The 16972-nt window shown below is 54.3% G+C and carries 16 protein-coding genes; 14 read left to right on the top strand and 2 right to left on the bottom strand.

Annotated features, from left to right (window positions below; translation table 11 throughout):
* Positions 1-40: 40 nt before the first annotated feature.
* Both mreB and csrD read right to left on the bottom strand, forming a co-directional pair.
* On the bottom strand, positions 41-1084 hold the full coding sequence (mreB, locus tag HP564_RS19540) for a rod shape-determining protein MreB (RefSeq protein WP_003855260.1): 1044 nt from the start codon (positions 1082-1084) through the stop codon (positions 41-43).
* A 309-nt stretch (positions 1085-1393) separates the two neighbouring features.
* The gene (gene csrD / locus HP564_RS19535; RefSeq protein ID WP_371245496.1) at positions 1394-3343 is read right to left on the bottom strand and encodes an RNase E specificity factor CsrD; all 1950 of its coding nucleotides are present in this window, start codon (positions 3341-3343) and stop codon (positions 1394-1396) included.
* A 282-nt stretch (positions 3344-3625) separates the two neighbouring features.
* On the opposite strand from csrD, the gene msrP reads away from it, so the two are divergent.
* From msrP to HP564_RS19465, 14 genes are all read left to right on the top strand, one after another.
* A complete protein-coding gene (gene msrP, locus HP564_RS19530; protein WP_371245495.1) occupies positions 3626-4630 on the top strand; it encodes a protein-methionine-sulfoxide reductase catalytic subunit MsrP in 1005 nt (334 codons plus the stop codon).
* Positions 4631-5233, top strand: coding sequence for a protein-methionine-sulfoxide reductase heme-binding subunit MsrQ (msrQ, locus tag HP564_RS19525; RefSeq protein WP_371245494.1), 603 nt, complete (start codon positions 4631-4633; stop codon positions 5231-5233). It begins immediately after the preceding gene.
* A gap of 223 nt (positions 5234-5456) precedes the next feature.
* Positions 5457-5909, top strand: a complete 453-nt coding sequence (gene aroQ / locus HP564_RS19520; protein WP_371245493.1) for a type II 3-dehydroquinate dehydratase — start codon at positions 5457-5459, stop codon at positions 5907-5909.
* A 21-nt stretch (positions 5910-5930) separates the two neighbouring features.
* Positions 5931-6398: an acetyl-CoA carboxylase biotin carboxyl carrier protein gene (gene accB, locus HP564_RS19515; RefSeq protein WP_371245492.1), complete on the top strand. Its 468-nt coding sequence runs from the start codon at positions 5931-5933 to the stop codon at positions 6396-6398.
* An 11-nt stretch (positions 6399-6409) separates the two neighbouring features.
* Positions 6410-7759: an acetyl-CoA carboxylase biotin carboxylase subunit gene (accC, locus tag HP564_RS19510; RefSeq protein WP_371245491.1), complete on the top strand. Its 1350-nt coding sequence runs from the start codon at positions 6410-6412 to the stop codon at positions 7757-7759.
* A 71-nt stretch (positions 7760-7830) separates the two neighbouring features.
* Complete coding sequence (locus tag HP564_RS19505; protein ID WP_371245490.1) at positions 7831-8073, top strand: YhdT family protein; 243 nt, start codon at positions 7831-7833, stop codon at positions 8071-8073.
* Positions 8063-9499, top strand: a complete 1437-nt coding sequence (gene panF, locus HP564_RS19500) for a sodium/pantothenate symporter (protein ID WP_371245489.1) — start codon at positions 8063-8065, stop codon at positions 9497-9499. The genes HP564_RS19505 and panF overlap by 11 nt, the downstream gene beginning before the upstream one ends.
* A gap of 11 nt (positions 9500-9510) precedes the next feature.
* A complete protein-coding gene (prmA, locus tag HP564_RS19495) occupies positions 9511-10392 on the top strand; it encodes a 50S ribosomal protein L11 methyltransferase (protein WP_371245488.1) in 882 nt (293 codons plus the stop codon).
* Positions 10393-10804: 412 nt separating this feature from the next.
* Positions 10805-11770 carry a tRNA dihydrouridine synthase DusB gene (dusB, locus tag HP564_RS19490; RefSeq protein WP_371245516.1) on the top strand — a complete coding sequence of 322 codons (966 nt, stop codon included), beginning with the start codon at positions 10805-10807 and terminating at the stop codon, positions 11768-11770.
* A gap of 24 nt (positions 11771-11794) precedes the next feature.
* On the top strand, positions 11795-12091 hold the full coding sequence (fis, locus tag HP564_RS19485; RefSeq protein ID WP_000462905.1) for a DNA-binding transcriptional regulator Fis: 297 nt from the start codon (positions 11795-11797) through the stop codon (positions 12089-12091).
* A gap of 542 nt (positions 12092-12633) precedes the next feature.
* Complete coding sequence (locus HP564_RS19480) at positions 12634-13659, top strand: amino acid ABC transporter substrate-binding protein (protein ID WP_371245487.1); 1026 nt, start codon at positions 12634-12636, stop codon at positions 13657-13659.
* Positions 13660-13726: 67 nt separating this feature from the next.
* A complete protein-coding gene (locus HP564_RS19475) occupies positions 13727-14905 on the top strand; it encodes an amino acid ABC transporter permease (protein WP_371245486.1) in 1179 nt (392 codons plus the stop codon).
* 15 nt (positions 14906-14920) lie between these two features.
* Positions 14921-16021, top strand: a complete 1101-nt coding sequence (locus HP564_RS19470; protein WP_371245485.1) for an amino acid ABC transporter permease — start codon at positions 14921-14923, stop codon at positions 16019-16021.
* A gap of 8 nt (positions 16022-16029) precedes the next feature.
* Positions 16030-16788, top strand: coding sequence for an amino acid ABC transporter ATP-binding protein (locus HP564_RS19465; RefSeq protein WP_371245484.1), 759 nt, complete (start codon positions 16030-16032; stop codon positions 16786-16788).
* Positions 16789-16972: the final 184 nt, after the last annotated feature.

Genomic DNA, 16972 nt, shown 5'->3' with positions numbered 1-16972 from the left:
CCTTGCGTATTTCGACTCAGATCCCAGCCGATTGAGGCCATTATTCTTCGCTGAACAAATCGCCGCCATGCATGTCGATCATTTCCAGCGCTTTACCGCCACCGCGTGCCACACAGGTCAGCGGATCTTCAGCCACAACCACCGGAATGCCGGTCTCTTCCATCAGCAGGCGATCCAGGTTGCGCAGCAGTGCACCGCCGCCCGTCAGTACCATGCCGCGCTCGGAGATATCAGACGCCAGCTCTGGCGGACACTGCTCCAGTGCCACCATCACCGCGCTCACGATGCCGGTCAGCGGCTCCTGCAGCGCTTCCAGAATTTCATTTGAGTTCAGCGTGAATCCGCGCGGTACACCTTCCGCCAGGTTACGGCCGCGCACTTCAATTTCGCGCACTTCGTCGCCCGGATAAGCTGAGCCGATTTCATGCTTAATGCGTTCCGCGGTAGCTTCGCCGATCAGCGAGCCGTAGTTACGGCGCACATAATTAATAATAGCCTCATCGAAGCGGTCGCCACCGATGCGGACAGAAGAGGAGTAAACCACGCCGTTCAGCGAGATCACCGCCACTTCGGTAGTCCCCCCACCGATATCAACGACCATTGAACCCGTTGCTTCTGAGACCGGCAGGCCAGCACCAATCGCGGCGGCCATCGGCTCTTCAATCAGGAAGACTTCACGTGCGCCTGCACCCTGCGCAGACTCACGGATTGCACGGCGCTCAACCTGCGTCGCGCCAACCGGCACGCACACCAGCACGCGCGGGCTTGGACGCATAAAGCTGTTGCTGTGCACCTGTTTGATAAAGTGCTGCAGCATTTTTTCAGTCACGAAAAAATCTGCGATGACGCCATCTTTCATCGGGCGAATCGCTGCTATATTACCTGGCGTACGGCCGAGCATCTGTTTTGCATCATGGCCAACGGCCGCTACGCTCTTTGGGGAACCGGCACGGTCCTGGCGGATAGCAACCACGGAGGGCTCGTTCAGCACGATGCCTTGTCCCTTTACGTAAATCAGGGTATTCGCGGTACCCAGGTCAATGGACAAGTCATTGGAAAACATGCCACGAAATTTTTTAAACATATCTAAAGGATAATCCTGCAAGCTGGGGGCGGAAAATAAAATCCGCTTACTTTACCAACCACGCGAAGCTGCCACAAGGCGCAAAAACGTTCTGCTTCGGTGAAAAAATAGACCAATTTGGCTTTGTACCATCGTCAACGACAACTGACCGGTGTAAAACAGCGGGCTTCTCCCGTTTTACCTGCCTGTCGCGTCCGGATTTGCGCGCGTTTCCGACATAAAATCTAACATTTCCGCTGCCGGGAACGAGCATATTGTCGCCTTGCCCGACCTGAAAAAATCCCCTGCTGGCCGACAGCCGCTTAAGGGTTAAATATGATAACGCTGTGAATACTTTTTCACATTACTGTTTACAGGCTGCGAAGAGGCAAAAAGATCGCCCTGCCCGCCAGCCACACCCAGGCCAATAAGTGTCTGCCATTCAGCACGCGTTCTGACCGCCGTGGCAAACACCTGCGTCTGGGCCGACTTACACACTTCCAACAGGCTCTGTACAAACAGCTGGTTTTCGGTCCGCCGATCAATGTTGCGCACCAGACCTGGATCCAGCTTGATGAGATCGATGGGGAACTGTCTGATATAGGCACTGCTCACCACGGTTAAGCCTGCCTGAGCGACGGCAATACGACAGCCAAACGCCTGTAGTGCGCGAAAGACCGGCGCTAAACGATTGATGTGTTGACAAACATCCGCCTCAGCAAGTTCAAATAAAAATCGTTTTCTTTGTGCTTTAGTACACTGCAACAGCAAGTTGTTGAGCCAGTTGATAAAAGGCCGCTGGAGAAGAGAGTCGATATTAACCGGCAGCGCCAGCGTTTCGTCTGGCCAGACTTCCGAGAGAGCAGCGATACGCGTGATGGTTTGACGATCCCAGGCGTCTGCCATGCCGAACTGCAATACCAGCGGCATAAACTCCGCCGCCAGTAGCTCTTTGTCACCGTCAAAAATTCGCATCAGGAGTTCGCGGTGATGCACTTTACCATCCAGCAGTAAGGCCGGTTTCTGGTAGAGACGCGGGCCGCCGCGACTTAAGGTATTTTCCAGCAGGGTTCGCCAGCGCACGCTGCCCCGCCCTGCATCGAGCGGGTTGCCCTCGCCGTTGGACCAGTTATTGCCCCCCAGCAGCGTTGCGCGTCGCGTTGCCATTTCAACATTATCCATCACCTGCGGCACGGTCTGTCCACTATGCCAGGCGCTAATGCCGATATGGATAAGATCGTCGCGATTAACCATACGCATAGGCGGGAGTGAGTCGACCGCGTTGATTAGCTGATCCGCGATGCTGTTCGCTTCCTTCAGGCTGCGATGCGGCAGCAGTACCGCAAAGTCGCTGCGAAAATAACGCGCCAGCAGTGCGCCAGGATAGCGCAGCACAAAGGTGGAGAGCATATTGACCAGATCGTAGAGATACTCATCCACCAGCTGGTTGCCCAGATTTTCATTAAGCATGTCCAGGTCTGGCAGACGCACCATCATCACCACGCCATGCGTACCGACATCCTCTTGATCCTCCAGCAGCGTCGCCAGCTGATTATCAAAAAAGAGCCGGTTATTTAAACCGGTACGACTGTCCTGTGCGGCAAACGCCCGGATCAGCGTGTCAATGCGCAGCCGCTGCTCGCCTGCTTCCTGTAAATCCGATAAAAGTACATCAATCGCGCTGCTGGCACGCGGCGGCCACTCATCCACGTTGCCCTTGCGCAGCAGTGTACGCTCACCTGACAGTATCGCCTCGGCACGCTTTTCCAGCCGCTCCATCCCTCGCCACTGTCGGCTAAGCCAGCAGTGCATGATAAAGAGCAACAGCCCCATAAACAGCAAGACAATTGACAGCACCGTCAGTATGTAAACGCCAGTTAAAGAGCGAAACCAGGTTTTGGCGGGATCGAGCACCACCACGCGCATGATCACGCCCTGCTGATGTACCAGCGGTACATCAAACTGGATAAACCGGTTAGTCTCATCCTCCAGCATCGGGTTTTCATGCCGGTTAAGCCGGAAAAAGATTTCATTGCCGCTGCGCAGCTCAACGCGCTCAGCGTTGATCACCGTCATGGTGTGCTGCATCCAGCCGCGCATCTCATCTGGTGTCTGAACGAGCAGGGCCTGATCGGCTTCCGTTGCCAGCGTCTGCACCCGAGCTTCAACACGCTGATGTGTCAGCCAGTAAACGCTAAAAGCACAGCCTGCCAGCATCAGTGACATTGCCAGCAAGCTTAAAAATGTAATAAAAGCAGAAAGTTTCGTGGTTAATCGCATCCCTGTGCCTGTTCACTGCGGTGATGACCCGTATAGACCTGCCCTGTGCCGCGCCTGGCGCGGGCGCGAGCAAAATAGCATAAATTCCACCTCGCCACAGCGCTGCTGCTTAAGTTGAGCAAGTATATCTATACCGGGCAGCGGTTAATTTTGTCTGCTCTGCTTTTCAGTGCATTCTCATTCGTCTCTCGCGCCAGGAAATTTCATATTTTTGCGGCGAAATTCGCGGCAATCGGCAATAGTCATCATGCTGGAAGGCATATTCGAGCCGGGAGGTGAGCGATGAAACCCACAAAATATTTGACTGAAGCCGACGTCACGCCGGAAAGCATTTTCAATATGCAGCGTCGCCAGGTGCTTAAAACGCTGGGCCTGAGCGCAGCCGCGCTAAGCATGCCGGGCGTAGCACAGGCGGACGTGCTGAGCTGGTTTAAGGGCAACGATCGGCCTGCGGCCCCCGCGGGCCGCCCGCTGGACTTCAGCAAGCCAGAGAAATATCAGGCCAATCTGACGCTGACGCCGGCAGACAAGGTGTCAGGCTATAACAATTTTTATGAATTTGGTCTTGATAAGGCCGATCCGGCGGCCAATGCCGGTACGCTCAAAACCGATCCCTGGCAGTTGACGATTGATGGTGAAGTAGCGAAACCCATTACGTTGAACATGGACGACATTTTTAAAAAGTTCGCTATGGAACAGCGCATTTACCGCATGCGCTGCGTTGAGGCCTGGTCAATGGTCGTCCCCTGGGTAGGTTTTGAACTTAACAAGCTGCTCAGGCTGGCGGAGCCCACCAGCCATGCGCGCTACGTTGCCTTTCAGACGCTCTATGCACCAGACCAGATGCCTGGCCAGAAAGACCGCTTTATTGGCGGTGGCCTGGACTATCCCTACGTAGAAGGTTTACGGCTTGATGAGGCAATGCACCCCTTAACGCTGCTCAGCACGGGCGTTTATGGCAAAGCCCTGCCGCCGCAGAATGGCGCGCCGATTCGACTGACCGTACCGTGGAAATATGGTTTTAAGGGCATTAAATCAATCGTAAAAATCACCCTGACGCGCAATCAGCCCCCGACGACCTGGAACCAGATTGCAGCTAATGAATATGGCTTCTATGCCAACGTTAACCCGCACGTCGATCATCCGCGCTGGTCGCAGGCTACCGAACGCTTTATCGGACCGGGCGGTACGCTGAGCGTGAAGCGCCAGCCAACCCTGCTGTTTAACGGCTATGCCGATCAGGTGGCCTCGCTCTATCGTGGGCTCGATTTACGGGAGAACTATTGAGTGCGACTGACGTTAAAGCAAATTGTCTGGCTAAAGGTGGTGCTGCACCTGGCCGCATTTTTGCCGCTGGTTTACCTGTTTATGGCGGCAAGCCAGGGCTGGCTTAGCGCCGATCCGGCGAAAGATATTCAGCACTTTACTGGTCGAATGGCGCTAAAACTGCTGCTGGGAACGCTGCTCGTCTCGCCACTCACGCGCTACGCTAAACAGCCGCTACTGATCCGTACCCGCCGTCTGCTTGGCGTCTGGACCTTTGTCTGGGCTTGCCTGCATCTGCTGAGCTATTACCTGCTGGAGCTGGGCGTTGATAATCTGCGGCTGCTGGGAAGCGAACTCATTTCACGCCCCTACCTGACGCTGGGCATCCTGACCTGGCTGATTCTGCTGGTGCTGGCGGCTACCTCCTTCCAGCGTGCCCAGCGCAAACTGGGTCGCCGCTGGCAAACGCTGCATAACTTTATCTATCTGGCAGCGATCCTCGCGCCGATTCACTATCTCTGGTCGGTTAAAGTGCTGTCGCCTCAGCCGGTGCTCTACGCCCTTGCCGCAGTGGCTCTGTTAGCCTGGCGTTACAAAAAGTTCCGCAACTGGTGGTCACGCTAAGTTGTCTTCCTCCCATTATTTCTGATAAAAGGTGTGCCCTTCGGGGCTACGCCCGATCAACTTCGCAGATAAGACCAGTATTTTGCTGCGAATTGCCCCGAAACGGATATAATGCCCGGCTTTGTTGCACGCGGCGGCGTCTTTTGATTCGCGGCGGGTGACAAACGGAAGATAGCAAGGTATTTTACGCGATGCCTCAATGATTGCGGGAGATGGCAGCACGATGGCGCATAAATTTCACATTCTGCTCTTGAACGGTCCCAACCTGAATTTACTGGGCACCCGTGAGCCGGAAAAATATGGTCGTACGACGCTACAGCAGATTGTCAGCGAGTTAACCAACCAGGCAACACAGCTTGATGTGAAACTGAGCCATTTGCAGTCCAATGCGGAATATCAGCTCATCGATCGCATTCATGAGGCCAGAGGCAATGTGGATTACATCATCATTAATCCCGCTGCGTTTACGCATACCAGCGTAGCATTGCGCGATGCCCTTTTGGCGGTAAGTATTCCCTTTATCGAAGTGCACCTTTCTAACGTGCACGCCCGCGAACCTTTCCGCCATCACTCCTATCTTTCTGATGTATCTGCTGGCGTCATTTGCGGTTTAGGCGCCGACGGCTACTCATGGGCTTTACAAACGGCAGTAAAACGCCTGTCTCACTCCAATTAAACAGAGTACGGAACCACACTCATGGATATTCGTAAAATTAAAAAACTGATCGAACTGGTTGAAGAATCCGGCATCGCTGAGCTGGAAATTTCTGAGGGCGAAGAGTCCGTTCGTATCAGCCGTGCACCTGCCAATGTCGGTTATCCAGTCATGCAGCAGGCTTTTGCTGCACCGGCTCCGCAGCCTGCGTTAGCCGCAGCCGTCGCGCCAGTCTCCGCACCGGCCGTAGAAGCAGCCAAGCCTGCTGAAATCAGCGGCCACATCGTGCGTTCGCCGATGGTCGGCACCTTCTATCGCACGCCGAGCCCGGATGCGAAAGCCTTTGTTGAAATCGGTCAGAAAGTTAACGCTGGCGACACCCTCTGCATCGTTGAAGCGATGAAGATGATGAACCAGATCGAAGCCGATAAATCTGGCGTCGTGAAAGCCATTCTGGTCGAAAGCGGCCAGCCGGTTGAATTTGACGAGCCGCTGGTCGTCATCGAATAACGAGGCGAACCATGCTGGATAAAATTGTCATTGCTAACCGCGGAGAGATCGCGCTGCGTATTCTCCGCGCCTGTAAAGAGCTGGGCATCAAGACCGTTGCGGTGCACTCCACGGCCGATCGCGATCTGAAGCACGTGCTGCTGGCAGACGAAACCGTCTGCATCGGTCCGGCGCAGTCTGTTAAAAGCTACCTGAATATCCCGGCGCTGATCTCCGCTGCCGAAATTACCGGCGCGGTGGCTATTCATCCCGGCTACGGCTTCCTCTCTGAGAACGCCGATTTCGCCGAGCAGGTTGAGCGTTCCGGCTTTATCTTCATTGGTCCAAAAGCAGATACCATCCGCCTGATGGGTGATAAAGTTTCTGCGATTACCGCGATGAAAAAAGCGGGCGTACCAACCGTACCGGGTTCTGACGGTTCGCTGGGCGACGACATGGAGAAAAACCGTGCGATCGCCAAGCGTATCGGTTATCCGGTTATCATTAAGGCGTCTGGCGGCGGCGGCGGTCGCGGCATGCGCGTTGTCCGCAGCGATAAGGATCTTGAGCCGTCCATTAACATGACGAAAGCGGAAGCCAAAGCGGCTTTCAACAACGACATGGTTTACATGGAGAAATATCTCGAGAACCCGCGTCATATCGAGATTCAGGTGCTGGCCGATGGCCAGGGCAACGCTATCTATCTGGCCGAACGCGACTGCTCCATGCAGCGTCGTCACCAGAAAGTGGTCGAAGAAGCGCCAGCGCCAGGCATTACGCCGGAACTGCGTCGCTATATCGGCGAGCGCTGCTCTAATGCCTGTATCGAAATCGGCTACCGCGGCGCAGGCACCTTTGAGTTCCTGTATGAAAACGGCGAGTTCTACTTCATTGAGATGAACACCCGTATTCAGGTTGAGCATCCGGTTACCGAGATGATCACCGGCGTGGATCTGATCAAAGAGCAGCTGCGTATCGCTGCTGGTCAGCCGCTCTCTATCAAGCAGGATGACGTGGTTATTCGCGGTCATGCGGTCGAATGCCGTATCAACGCCGAAGATCCGAACACCTTCCTGCCAAGCCCGGGTAAAATCACGCGCTTCCACGCGCCAGGTGGTTTTGGCGTGCGCTGGGAATCACACATTTACGCCGGCTACAGTGTGCCGCCGTACTATGATTCCATGATCGGCAAGCTGATCTGCTATGGCGAAACGCGTGACGTGGCGATTGCCCGCATGAAGAACGCGCTGGCAGAACTGATCATCGACGGCATCAAGACCAACATTGAGCTACAGATGAAGATCATGTCAGACGAACATTTCCAGCAGGGTGGCACCAACATCCACTATCTGGAAAAGAAACTCGGCCTGTACGACAAATAAGCACAGCGCTGAATAAGAGCAAGGCCGGTAATACCGGCCTTTTTCATTTTTGTCGCCGTAGAGGTTGCATAATGGACTGGCGTTTTCTGCAAGCAAATAAAGAGGCGCGCTGGGCGCTCTGGCTGACTTTGGCCTACCTCGCCGTCTGGGGATTATCCGCCTGGCTGGGGGGAGATGAGAGTGGCATTACTGGACTGCCGCGCTGGTTTGAGCTCTCCTGCGTTTTCGCCCCACTGCTGTTTATCGTGCTGTGCTGGCTAATGGTGCGGCTGGTGTTCCGCGATATGCCGCTAGAGGATAACGATGCAAACTGAAATTATTCTGCCGCTGCTGGCTTATCTGGTACTCATTGCCGCGCTGTCGGTATTTGCGATGCGCAAACAGCATCAGGGCAACTTCCTGACTGAATATTTTCTTGGCAGCCGATCCATGGGCGGTTTTGTGCTGGCCATGACCATCACCACCACCTACATCAGCGCCAGTTCTTTTATTGGTGGCCCCGGCGCTGCCTATAAATATGGTCTCGGCTGGGTGCTGCTGGCGATGATTCAGGTGCCCGCCGTCTGGCTGTCACTGGGCGTGTTAGGTAAAAAGTTCGCCATTCTGGCGCGCCGCTATAACGCGGTAACGCTGAACGATATGCTCTATGCACGCTATCAAAGCACGCTGCTGATCTGGCTGGCCAGTATCAGCCTGCTGGTGGCCTTTATCGGTGCTATGACGGTGCAGTTTATTGGCGGTGCACGGCTACTGGAAACGGCCGCCGGCATTCCCTACGATACCGGGCTGCTGATTTTTGGCGGAACTATCGCGCTCTATACCGCTTTTGGGGGCTTTCGCGCCAGCGTACTCAATGACGCGATGCAGGGCCTGGTGATGCTGATTGGAACCTTCCTGCTGCTGTTTGCGGTGATTCACCATGCGGGCGGTCTGGGGAGTGCGGTGACCAGACTGCGCGCTATCGATCCGCAGCTGGTTTCGCCAGAGGGCGTCGGCAATGTGATCAATCCAACCTTCCTGAGCTCATTTGCGGTGCTGGTCTGCTTCGGGGTGATTGGCTTGCCGCATACTGCGGTGCGCTGTATCTCTTATAAGGACAGCAAGGCAATGCATCGCGGCATTATTCTCGGCACCATCGTGGTGGTGGTGTTAATGCTCGGCATGCATCTGGCTGGCGCGCTTGGCCGGACGATCCTGCCGGATCTCACCATTCCCGATCGCGTGATCCCGACGCTGATGATCACCGTGCTGCCGCCAATGGCCGCTGGCATCTTTCTTGCCGCGCCCATGGCGGCCATCATGTCCACGATCAACGCGCAGCTGCTGCAATCCTCCGCTACGCTGATCAAAGATCTCTATCTGCGTATCGCCCCGCAGCAGAGCGAAAATGAAGCTCGTCTGCGCATGCTCTCCGCTAGCATCACTTTTGTGCTGGGCATCCTGCTGCTGCTGGCTGCCTGGAATCCGCCAGATATGATTATCTGGCTCAACCTGCTGGCATTTGGTGGATTAGAGGCGGTTTTCCTCTGGCCGCTGGTGCTGGGCCTTTACTGGTCGCGCGCTAATGCTGCTGGCGCAATTAGCGGTATGCTGGCAGGCGCAGGCAGTTATACGCTGCTTGCCAGCCTGAATATTGAATGGGGTGGTTTTCACCCTATTGTTCCCTCATTGACCTTAAGCCTGCTGGCTTTTCTGGTCGGTAATCTGTTTGGCCGCGCGCCTGACGCTGCGCTGGAATAAAGAGAAACGTTATGCCATGGATTCAAATCAAAATTAACAGTACCGGTGAACATGCCGAGACCCTCAGCGACGCGCTGATGGAGAGCGGTGCCGTCTCGGTGACCTTTCAGGATACGCACGACAACCCGGTCTATGAACCGCTGCCAGGCGAAACGCTTCTGTGGGGCGATACCGACGTCATCGGCCTGTTTGACGCGGAAACAGAGATGAAGGATGTCGTGGCAGAGCTGAGCCAGCATCCGCTGCTGGGATCCGGTTTCCGTCATAAGATCGAGCAGATCGAAGATAAAGACTGGGAGCGCGAGTGGATGGATAACTTTCACCCGATGCGTTTCGGCGAGCGACTGTGGATCTGTCCAAGCTGGCGCGATGTGCCGGATCCTGATGCAGTCAACGTGATGCTGGATCCTGGCCTGGCGTTTGGCACTGGCACCCACCCTACCACCTCGCTCTGCCTGACCTGGCTGGACGGGCTGGATCTTGCAGGCAAGACGGTAATCGATTTTGGCTGCGGCTCTGGCATTCTGGCCATCGCCGCGCTGAAACTGGGCGCTGCGCAGGCGATCGGCATTGATATCGATCCGCAGGCGATTCAGGCCAGCCGTGATAATGCAGAACGCAACGGCGTCGCCGATCGTCTGTCGCTCTACTTACCACACCAGCAGCCCGAGAATTTACAGGCTGACGTGGTCGTCGCCAATATTCTCGCCGGTCCGCTACGCGAACTTGCTCCGCTGATTAGCGTGCTGCCCAAAGCGGGCGGGCAGCTGGGATTATCTGGCGTGCTGGCCAGTCAGGCCGAAGGGGTATGCGAAGCCTATGCTGATCGCTTCGTTCTCGATCCCGTTGCGGAAAAAGAGGAGTGGTGCCGCATTACCGGTGTGCGCCGTTAACCTTCTTGCAGGCCAGCCCTCGCTGGCCTGCTGCTTTGGCTTTGCGTTGCATTGCCGCGCGGTCATACTCTTCCTGCACCGCGATGACATGACTGCCGGACAGGATAGTTACCATCAGGGCGCAATCAAATAGTGCAATACATAGCCAGACAGCCGCCATATCTTTCGCTAATCACCTGATGTAACGCTTTTTATGTTGTGATTTACCTCAAGTTTTAAGAAAAATTTTTGTTCACAATTTCAGCGTATTTTTTTAAGCGCATGATTGTAAAATGTTTTTTATGAAGTGATGGCGCTTTAACCTGCCTTATCCGGTTGAAGCAGGCCGGTTGTTCAAAGTTTGGCCTTTCATCTTCATAAAAAAATGCGTAATATACGCCGCCTTGCGAACAGTTACGGTCACTTCTTCTTCATGCGCATTGGACACCACCAGCTTCGTAATCGACTCATTGCTGCGCCGATGGCCGGTATCACCGATAAGCCATTCCGCACTTTGTGTTATGAAAACGGAGCCGGTATGGCGGTCTCCGAGATGCTGTCATCTAACCCGGAAGTCTGGGCCAGTGACAAATCCCGTTTGCGCATGGTGCATAGTGACGAGCCCGGCGTTCGCGCCGTGCAAATTGCAGGTTGCGATCCTGATGATATGGCCGCCGCCGCGCGTATAAATGTCGCGTCTGGTGCGCAGATCATTGATATCAACATGGGCTGCCCGGCTAAAAAAGTGAATCGTAAGATGGCAGGCTCAGCGCTGCTGCAGTACCCGGAGCTGGTGAAGTCTATTCTCACCGCCGTGGTTAATGCCGTAGAAGTGCCTGTTACGCTGAAGATTCGCACCGGCTGGGATCCAGACAACCGTAACTGTGTAGAGATTGCCCAATTGGCTGAACGCTGTGGCATTCAGGCCCTGACGATACATGGACGCACTCGTGCCTGCCTGTTCAACGGGGAAGCTGAATACGACAGCATTCGGACAGTTAAGCAGAGTGTCACCATTCCCGTTATCGCGAATGGCGACATAACTGACCCGCATAAAGCCAGAGCCGTGCTTGACTATACGGGGGCCGATGCCCTGATGATAGGCCGTGCGGCTCAGGGAAGACCTTGGATCTTCCGGGAAATCCAGCATTATCTGGACACTGGGGAGCTGCTTGCTCCACTGCCGCTGGCAGAGGTGAAGCGTATGCTCGTTGCGCATATACGTGAGCTGCACGACTTTTATGGTCCAGGCAAGGGATACCGTATAGCGCGTAAGCACGTCTCCTGGTATTTGCAGGAACATGCCCCTAATGACCAGTTTCGGCGCACATTCAACGCCATTGAGGATGCCAGCGAACAGCTGGAGGCGTTGGAGGCATACTTCGAAAATCTTGCGTAAACGAAATAAAGAGCTGAAAGAACTATGTTCGAACAACGCGTAAATTCTGACGTACTGACCGTTTCTACCGTTAACTCACAGGATCAAGTGACGCAAAAACCTCTGCGTGATTCGGTTAAACAGGCACTGAAGAACTATTTTGCTCAACTGAACGGTCAGGATGTTAATGACCTCTATGAGCTGGTACTGGCTGAAGTCGAGCAGCCACTGTTGGACATGGTGATGCAGTATACCCGTGGCAACCAGACCCGTGCTGCGCTGATGATGGGTATCAACCGTGGTACTCTGCGTAAGAAATTGAAAAAATACGGCATGAACTAATTTTTGTTGATGCAGTAGATGACGCCAGCCTGAGTGCTGGCGTTTTTATTGGTGCGGGTTTCACCCTGCGCCCTGCGTGATGAAACAACTCGCACGCGAATGGTAACCTTAGTTGCAATCGCGACAGTGAAAATAAGCCCGGCACTTATCCGCTTTTTTTCCGCGCCCTGTCTGGAATTTCCTGGGTTTTATAGTGCAAAGCTCGTGCTGACGCGCGTTTCGCTATCCTGCACAAGAAAACAGGCAGCCTCTTCTCCTTATTCCCCTTTCCTGCGCTCTGGCTCACATTGCTTCCATATAGTGAAACTATTTGCACTAATTGTGATCGAGGCGACTCGCTTTGCTTCCTTTTGGTGCGCGATAGTACTCCTGCTTTATCAATACTCCCGGTGATTAAGTGATCTTCCCAGCCCACACATGCTTCCGCAAACCTGGCACTGCCTTTGCAGTGCTATGCGTGGCTGACCGCCACTGACAGGTAATAGCGCGCTGCACGGTGCGCATCAAACATAACAAGATAATTACGCCACACAGGATGCTTTATGAAAAAAATGATGCTTTCTACGCTGGTTGCTGCGGCCTCGCTGTTCGCAGTGGCACAGCAGGCACATGCCGGCACGACTCTGGACGCCATTAAGAAGAAAGGTTTTGTGCAGTGCGGTATCAGCGATGGGTTGCCGGGTTTCTCCTATGCCGACGCCAGCGGTAAGTTCTCAGGCATTGACGTGGACGTTTGTCGTGCCGCCGCCGCCGCCGTTTTCGGTGATGCCAGCAAAGTAAAATATACCCCGCTGACCGCTAAAGAGCGCTTTACCGCGCTGCAGTCTGGTGAGGTTGATATTCTGTCGCGTAATACCACCTGGACCTCTTCACGTGATGGCGGCATGGGCTTCCTGTTTGCGGGTGTGAACTACTATGACGGCATTGGCTTCCTGACTCACCAGAAAGCTGGACTGAAAAGTGCGAAAGAGCTGGATGGTGCAACGGTTTGTATCCAGGCAGGCACAGATACCGAGCTGAACGTGGCGGACTTCTTTAAAGCCAACAAGATGCAATATACGCCGGTCACGTTTGACCGCTCTGATGAGTCGGCGAAAGCGCTCGACAGCGGTCGCTGCGATACTCTGGCTTCCGACCAGTCACAGCTTTATGCGCTGCGCATCAAGCTGGGCAAACCGGATGAGTTTATCGTGCTGCCAGAAGTGATCTCCAAAGAGCCGCTGGGCCCGGTGGTACGCCGCGGCGATGATGACTGGTTTACCATCGTTAAATGGTCGCTCTTTGCGATGCTGAACGCCGAAGAGATGGGCATCACCTCCAAAAATGTCGACCAGATGACGGCCAAACCGACTACGCCAGACATGGCGCACCTGCTGGGCGCAGAGGGCGATTTTGGTAAAGATCTGAAGCTCGACAACAAGTGGGCCTATAACATTATCAAACAGGTTGGCAACTATCAGGAAGTGTTTGACCGCAACGTAGGTAAAGACAGCGCGCTGAAGATTGCTCGCGGTCAGAACGCGTTGTGGAACCAGGGCGGCATTCAGTATGCCCCGCCGGTTCGCTAATCACACCTGTTAACGGAACGCCGCTTTAAGCGGCGTTCTGCCTGCGTTTTGCCTCTGAGGTTTTAACATGTCACAACGCCCAACCGTTAAAAGGGATTTTTCATTCGGTAATCCTGCGGTTCGCGCCTGGCTTTACCAGATCATCGCCATTGTCGCGGTGTTTATCGTCGTGGGTTACCTGATCCACAACACAGTGATTAACCTTGCCAGTCGAGGCATTACGTCCGGATTTGGCTTTCTTGAGCGCAGTGCTGGTTTCGGCATCGTTCAGCACCTGATTGATTACACCGAAGGCGACACCTACGCACGCGTGTTTCTGGTTGGCCTGACTAACACCCTGCTGGTTTCTGCCCTCTGTATTGTTTTCGCTTCAATACTCGGATTTTTTATCGGCCTGGCGCGTCTGTCAGACAACTGGCTGTTGCGCAAACTCTCAACGTTCTATATTGAAACCTTCCGTAATATTCCCCCGCTGTTGCAGATCTTTTTCTGGTACTTCGCGGTATTACGTAATCTTCCGGGACCGCGTCAGGCGTTAAGCGCCTTCGATCTCGCTTTCGTCAGTAATCGCGGACTCTATGTGCCCTGGCCGCAGTATGCGCCTGGAACATGGCCCTTTGTTATCGCGCTACTGCTGGCCGTGGCAGGCAGCTATGCGCTGTTTCGCTATAACCGCAAGCATCAGCTCAAAACGGGTCAGTTGCGTCGCACCTGGCCTGCGGCAATCGCAATGCTGGTGCTGTTTCCCGCTGTGGCACATCTGGGTTTTGGTGCGGCAACCCACTGGGATCTTCCTGCGCTGCGCGGATTTAACTTCCGGGGTGGCTTCGTGATGATCCCTGAGCTGGCCGCCCTTACCGTCGCGCTGTCGGTTTATACCTCCTCTTTTATTGCCGAGGTGATCCGCGCCGGGATCCAGTCAGTACCTCATGGTCAGCATGAAGCTGCACGTTCGCTGGGGCTGCCTAATCCAGTTACGCTGCGTCAGGTCATTATTCCGCAGGCGATGCGTGTAATTATTCCGCCGCTGACCAGCCAGTACCTCAACATTGTAAAAAACTCTTCGCTGGCCGCGGCTATCGGCTATCCCGATATGGTCTCTCTGTTTGCCGGTACGGTGTTGAACCAGACCGGACAGGCCATTGAAACCATCGCTATCACAATGGGCGTTTATCTGGTGATCAGTTTGACGATCTCCCTGCTAATGAATATCTATAACCGCAAAATTGCGCTGGTCGAGCGCTAAGAGAACGGGATGACGATGTCTGTGACTACACATGAAACCCCACCCGTTGCAACAACTCCGCTGAGTCGCGGCTGGGTCTGGGCGCGCAAGAATCTCTTCTCCAGCTGGTTCAATACGCTGCTGACGCTGTTTTGTCTCTGGCTGATGTGGCAGTTGATTCCCCCCGCCCTGGAGTGGCTGGTATTCCAGGCTAACTGGATAGGTGAAACACGCGCTGATTGTACGAAAGAAGGCGCGTGCTGGGTGTTTATTCATGCGCGTTTTGGCCAGTTTATGTATGGGCTCTACCCGCACGAATTGCGCTGGCGTATCAACCTGGCGCTGGTGCTTGGCATCGCCTCCATTATTCCGATGTTTATCAAATCCCTGCCGTATCGCGGACGATATATTGCCTGCTGGGCGGTGATCTATCCGCTTACCGTCTGGCTGCTGATGTACGGTGGTATTTTTGGCCTTGAGCACGTTGAGACGCGTCAATGGGGTGGCCTGACGCTCACGCTGATCATCGCGGCCGTAGGGATCGCGGGTGCATTACCGCTGGGTATCTTGCTGGCACTGGGTCGACGTTCGCGTATGCCAGTGGTGCGCACGCTGTCGATCATTTTTATCGAGTTCTGGCGTGGCGTACCGTTGATTACCGTTCTCTTTATGTCATCAGTAATGCTGCCGCTGTTTATGTCGGAAGGAACCAGTATCGATAAGCTGGTACGCGCGCTGGTTGGGGTGATTTTGTTTCAGTCAGCCTACGTAGCCGAGGTGGTGCGTGGGGGGTTGCAGGCGCTGCCGAAAGGCCAGTATGAAGCGGCAGAATCACTGGCGCTCGGCTACTGGAAAACGCAGATGCTTGTCATTTTGCCTCAGGCCCTGAAGCTCACGATTCCCGGTCTGGTAAATACCATTATTGCGCTGTTCAAAGATACCAGTCTGGTGATCATCATCGGTCTTTTCGATCTGTTCAGCAGCGTGCAGCAAGCCACCGTCGATCCCGCCTGGCTGGGCATGTCGACCGAAGGCTATGTGTTTGCTGCGCTGGTTTACTGGATTTTCTGTTTTAGCATGTCGCGCTACAGCCAGCATCTGGAAAAGCGCTTTCACACCGGGCGTAAATCGCACTGAGGTTTTTCATGACACAACATTTGCAACAGGATTCAGCGTTAATGATTTCGCTCGAGAACGTGAATAAATGGTACGGACAGTTTCATGTCCTCAAGGATATTAATCTGCAGGTCAAGCCACGCGAGCGTATTGTGCTTTGCGGGCCTTCTGGATCGGGTAAATCCACGACCATTCGCTGTATTAATCATCTGGAAGAGCATCAGCAAGGACGTATCGTCGTCGATGGCATCCATCTTAATGATGACATTCGCAACATCGAGCGCGTACGTACTGAAGTTGGCATGGTATTTCAGCACTTCAATCTCTTCCCTCATCTGACGGTGTTACAAAACTGCACGCTCGCCCCCATCTGGGTACGCAAGTCTTCGAAAAAGGAAGCGGAAGAACTGGCGATGCACTATCTGGAACGCGTACGCATTGCAGAACATGCGCATAAGTTTCCTGGTCAGCTTTCGGGTGGGCAGCAACAGCGCGTGGCGATTGCGCGTTCACTGTGTATGAAACCGAAAATTATGCTGTTTGATGAGCCTACCTCAGCGCTGGATCCTGAGATGGTAAAGGAAGTGCTGGATACAATGATTGGCCTGGCTGAAGATGGAATGACAATGCTGTGTGTCACCCATGAAATGGGCTTCGCGCGTACCGTTGCTGACCGCGTAATCTTTATGGATCGCGGCGAGATCGTAGAGATGGCTCCACCGGAAACCTTCTTCTCTAATCCCGTCTCTGAACGTACGCGCGCGTTTCTGTCGCAGGTTATTCACTAAGCTTTTCGTCAGCGCCCTTGAGAAGATTCAGGGCGCTTTCTTACCGCAGTGAGACATATCAGAAAAGAAAAAAGCCCTTTGCTTACGCAAAGGGCTTTCTCTTGTTTGATGCCTGGCAGTTCCCTACTCTCGCATGGGGAGGCCCCACACTACCATCGGCGCTACGGCGTTTCACTTCTGAGTT

It is taken from the genome of Pantoea sp. KPR_PJ, from assembly GCF_041386365.1.
Classification (GTDB): Bacteria; Pseudomonadota; Gammaproteobacteria; order Enterobacterales; family Enterobacteriaceae; genus Pantoea.
This window is presented reverse-complemented; position numbering and strand designations above follow the sequence as displayed.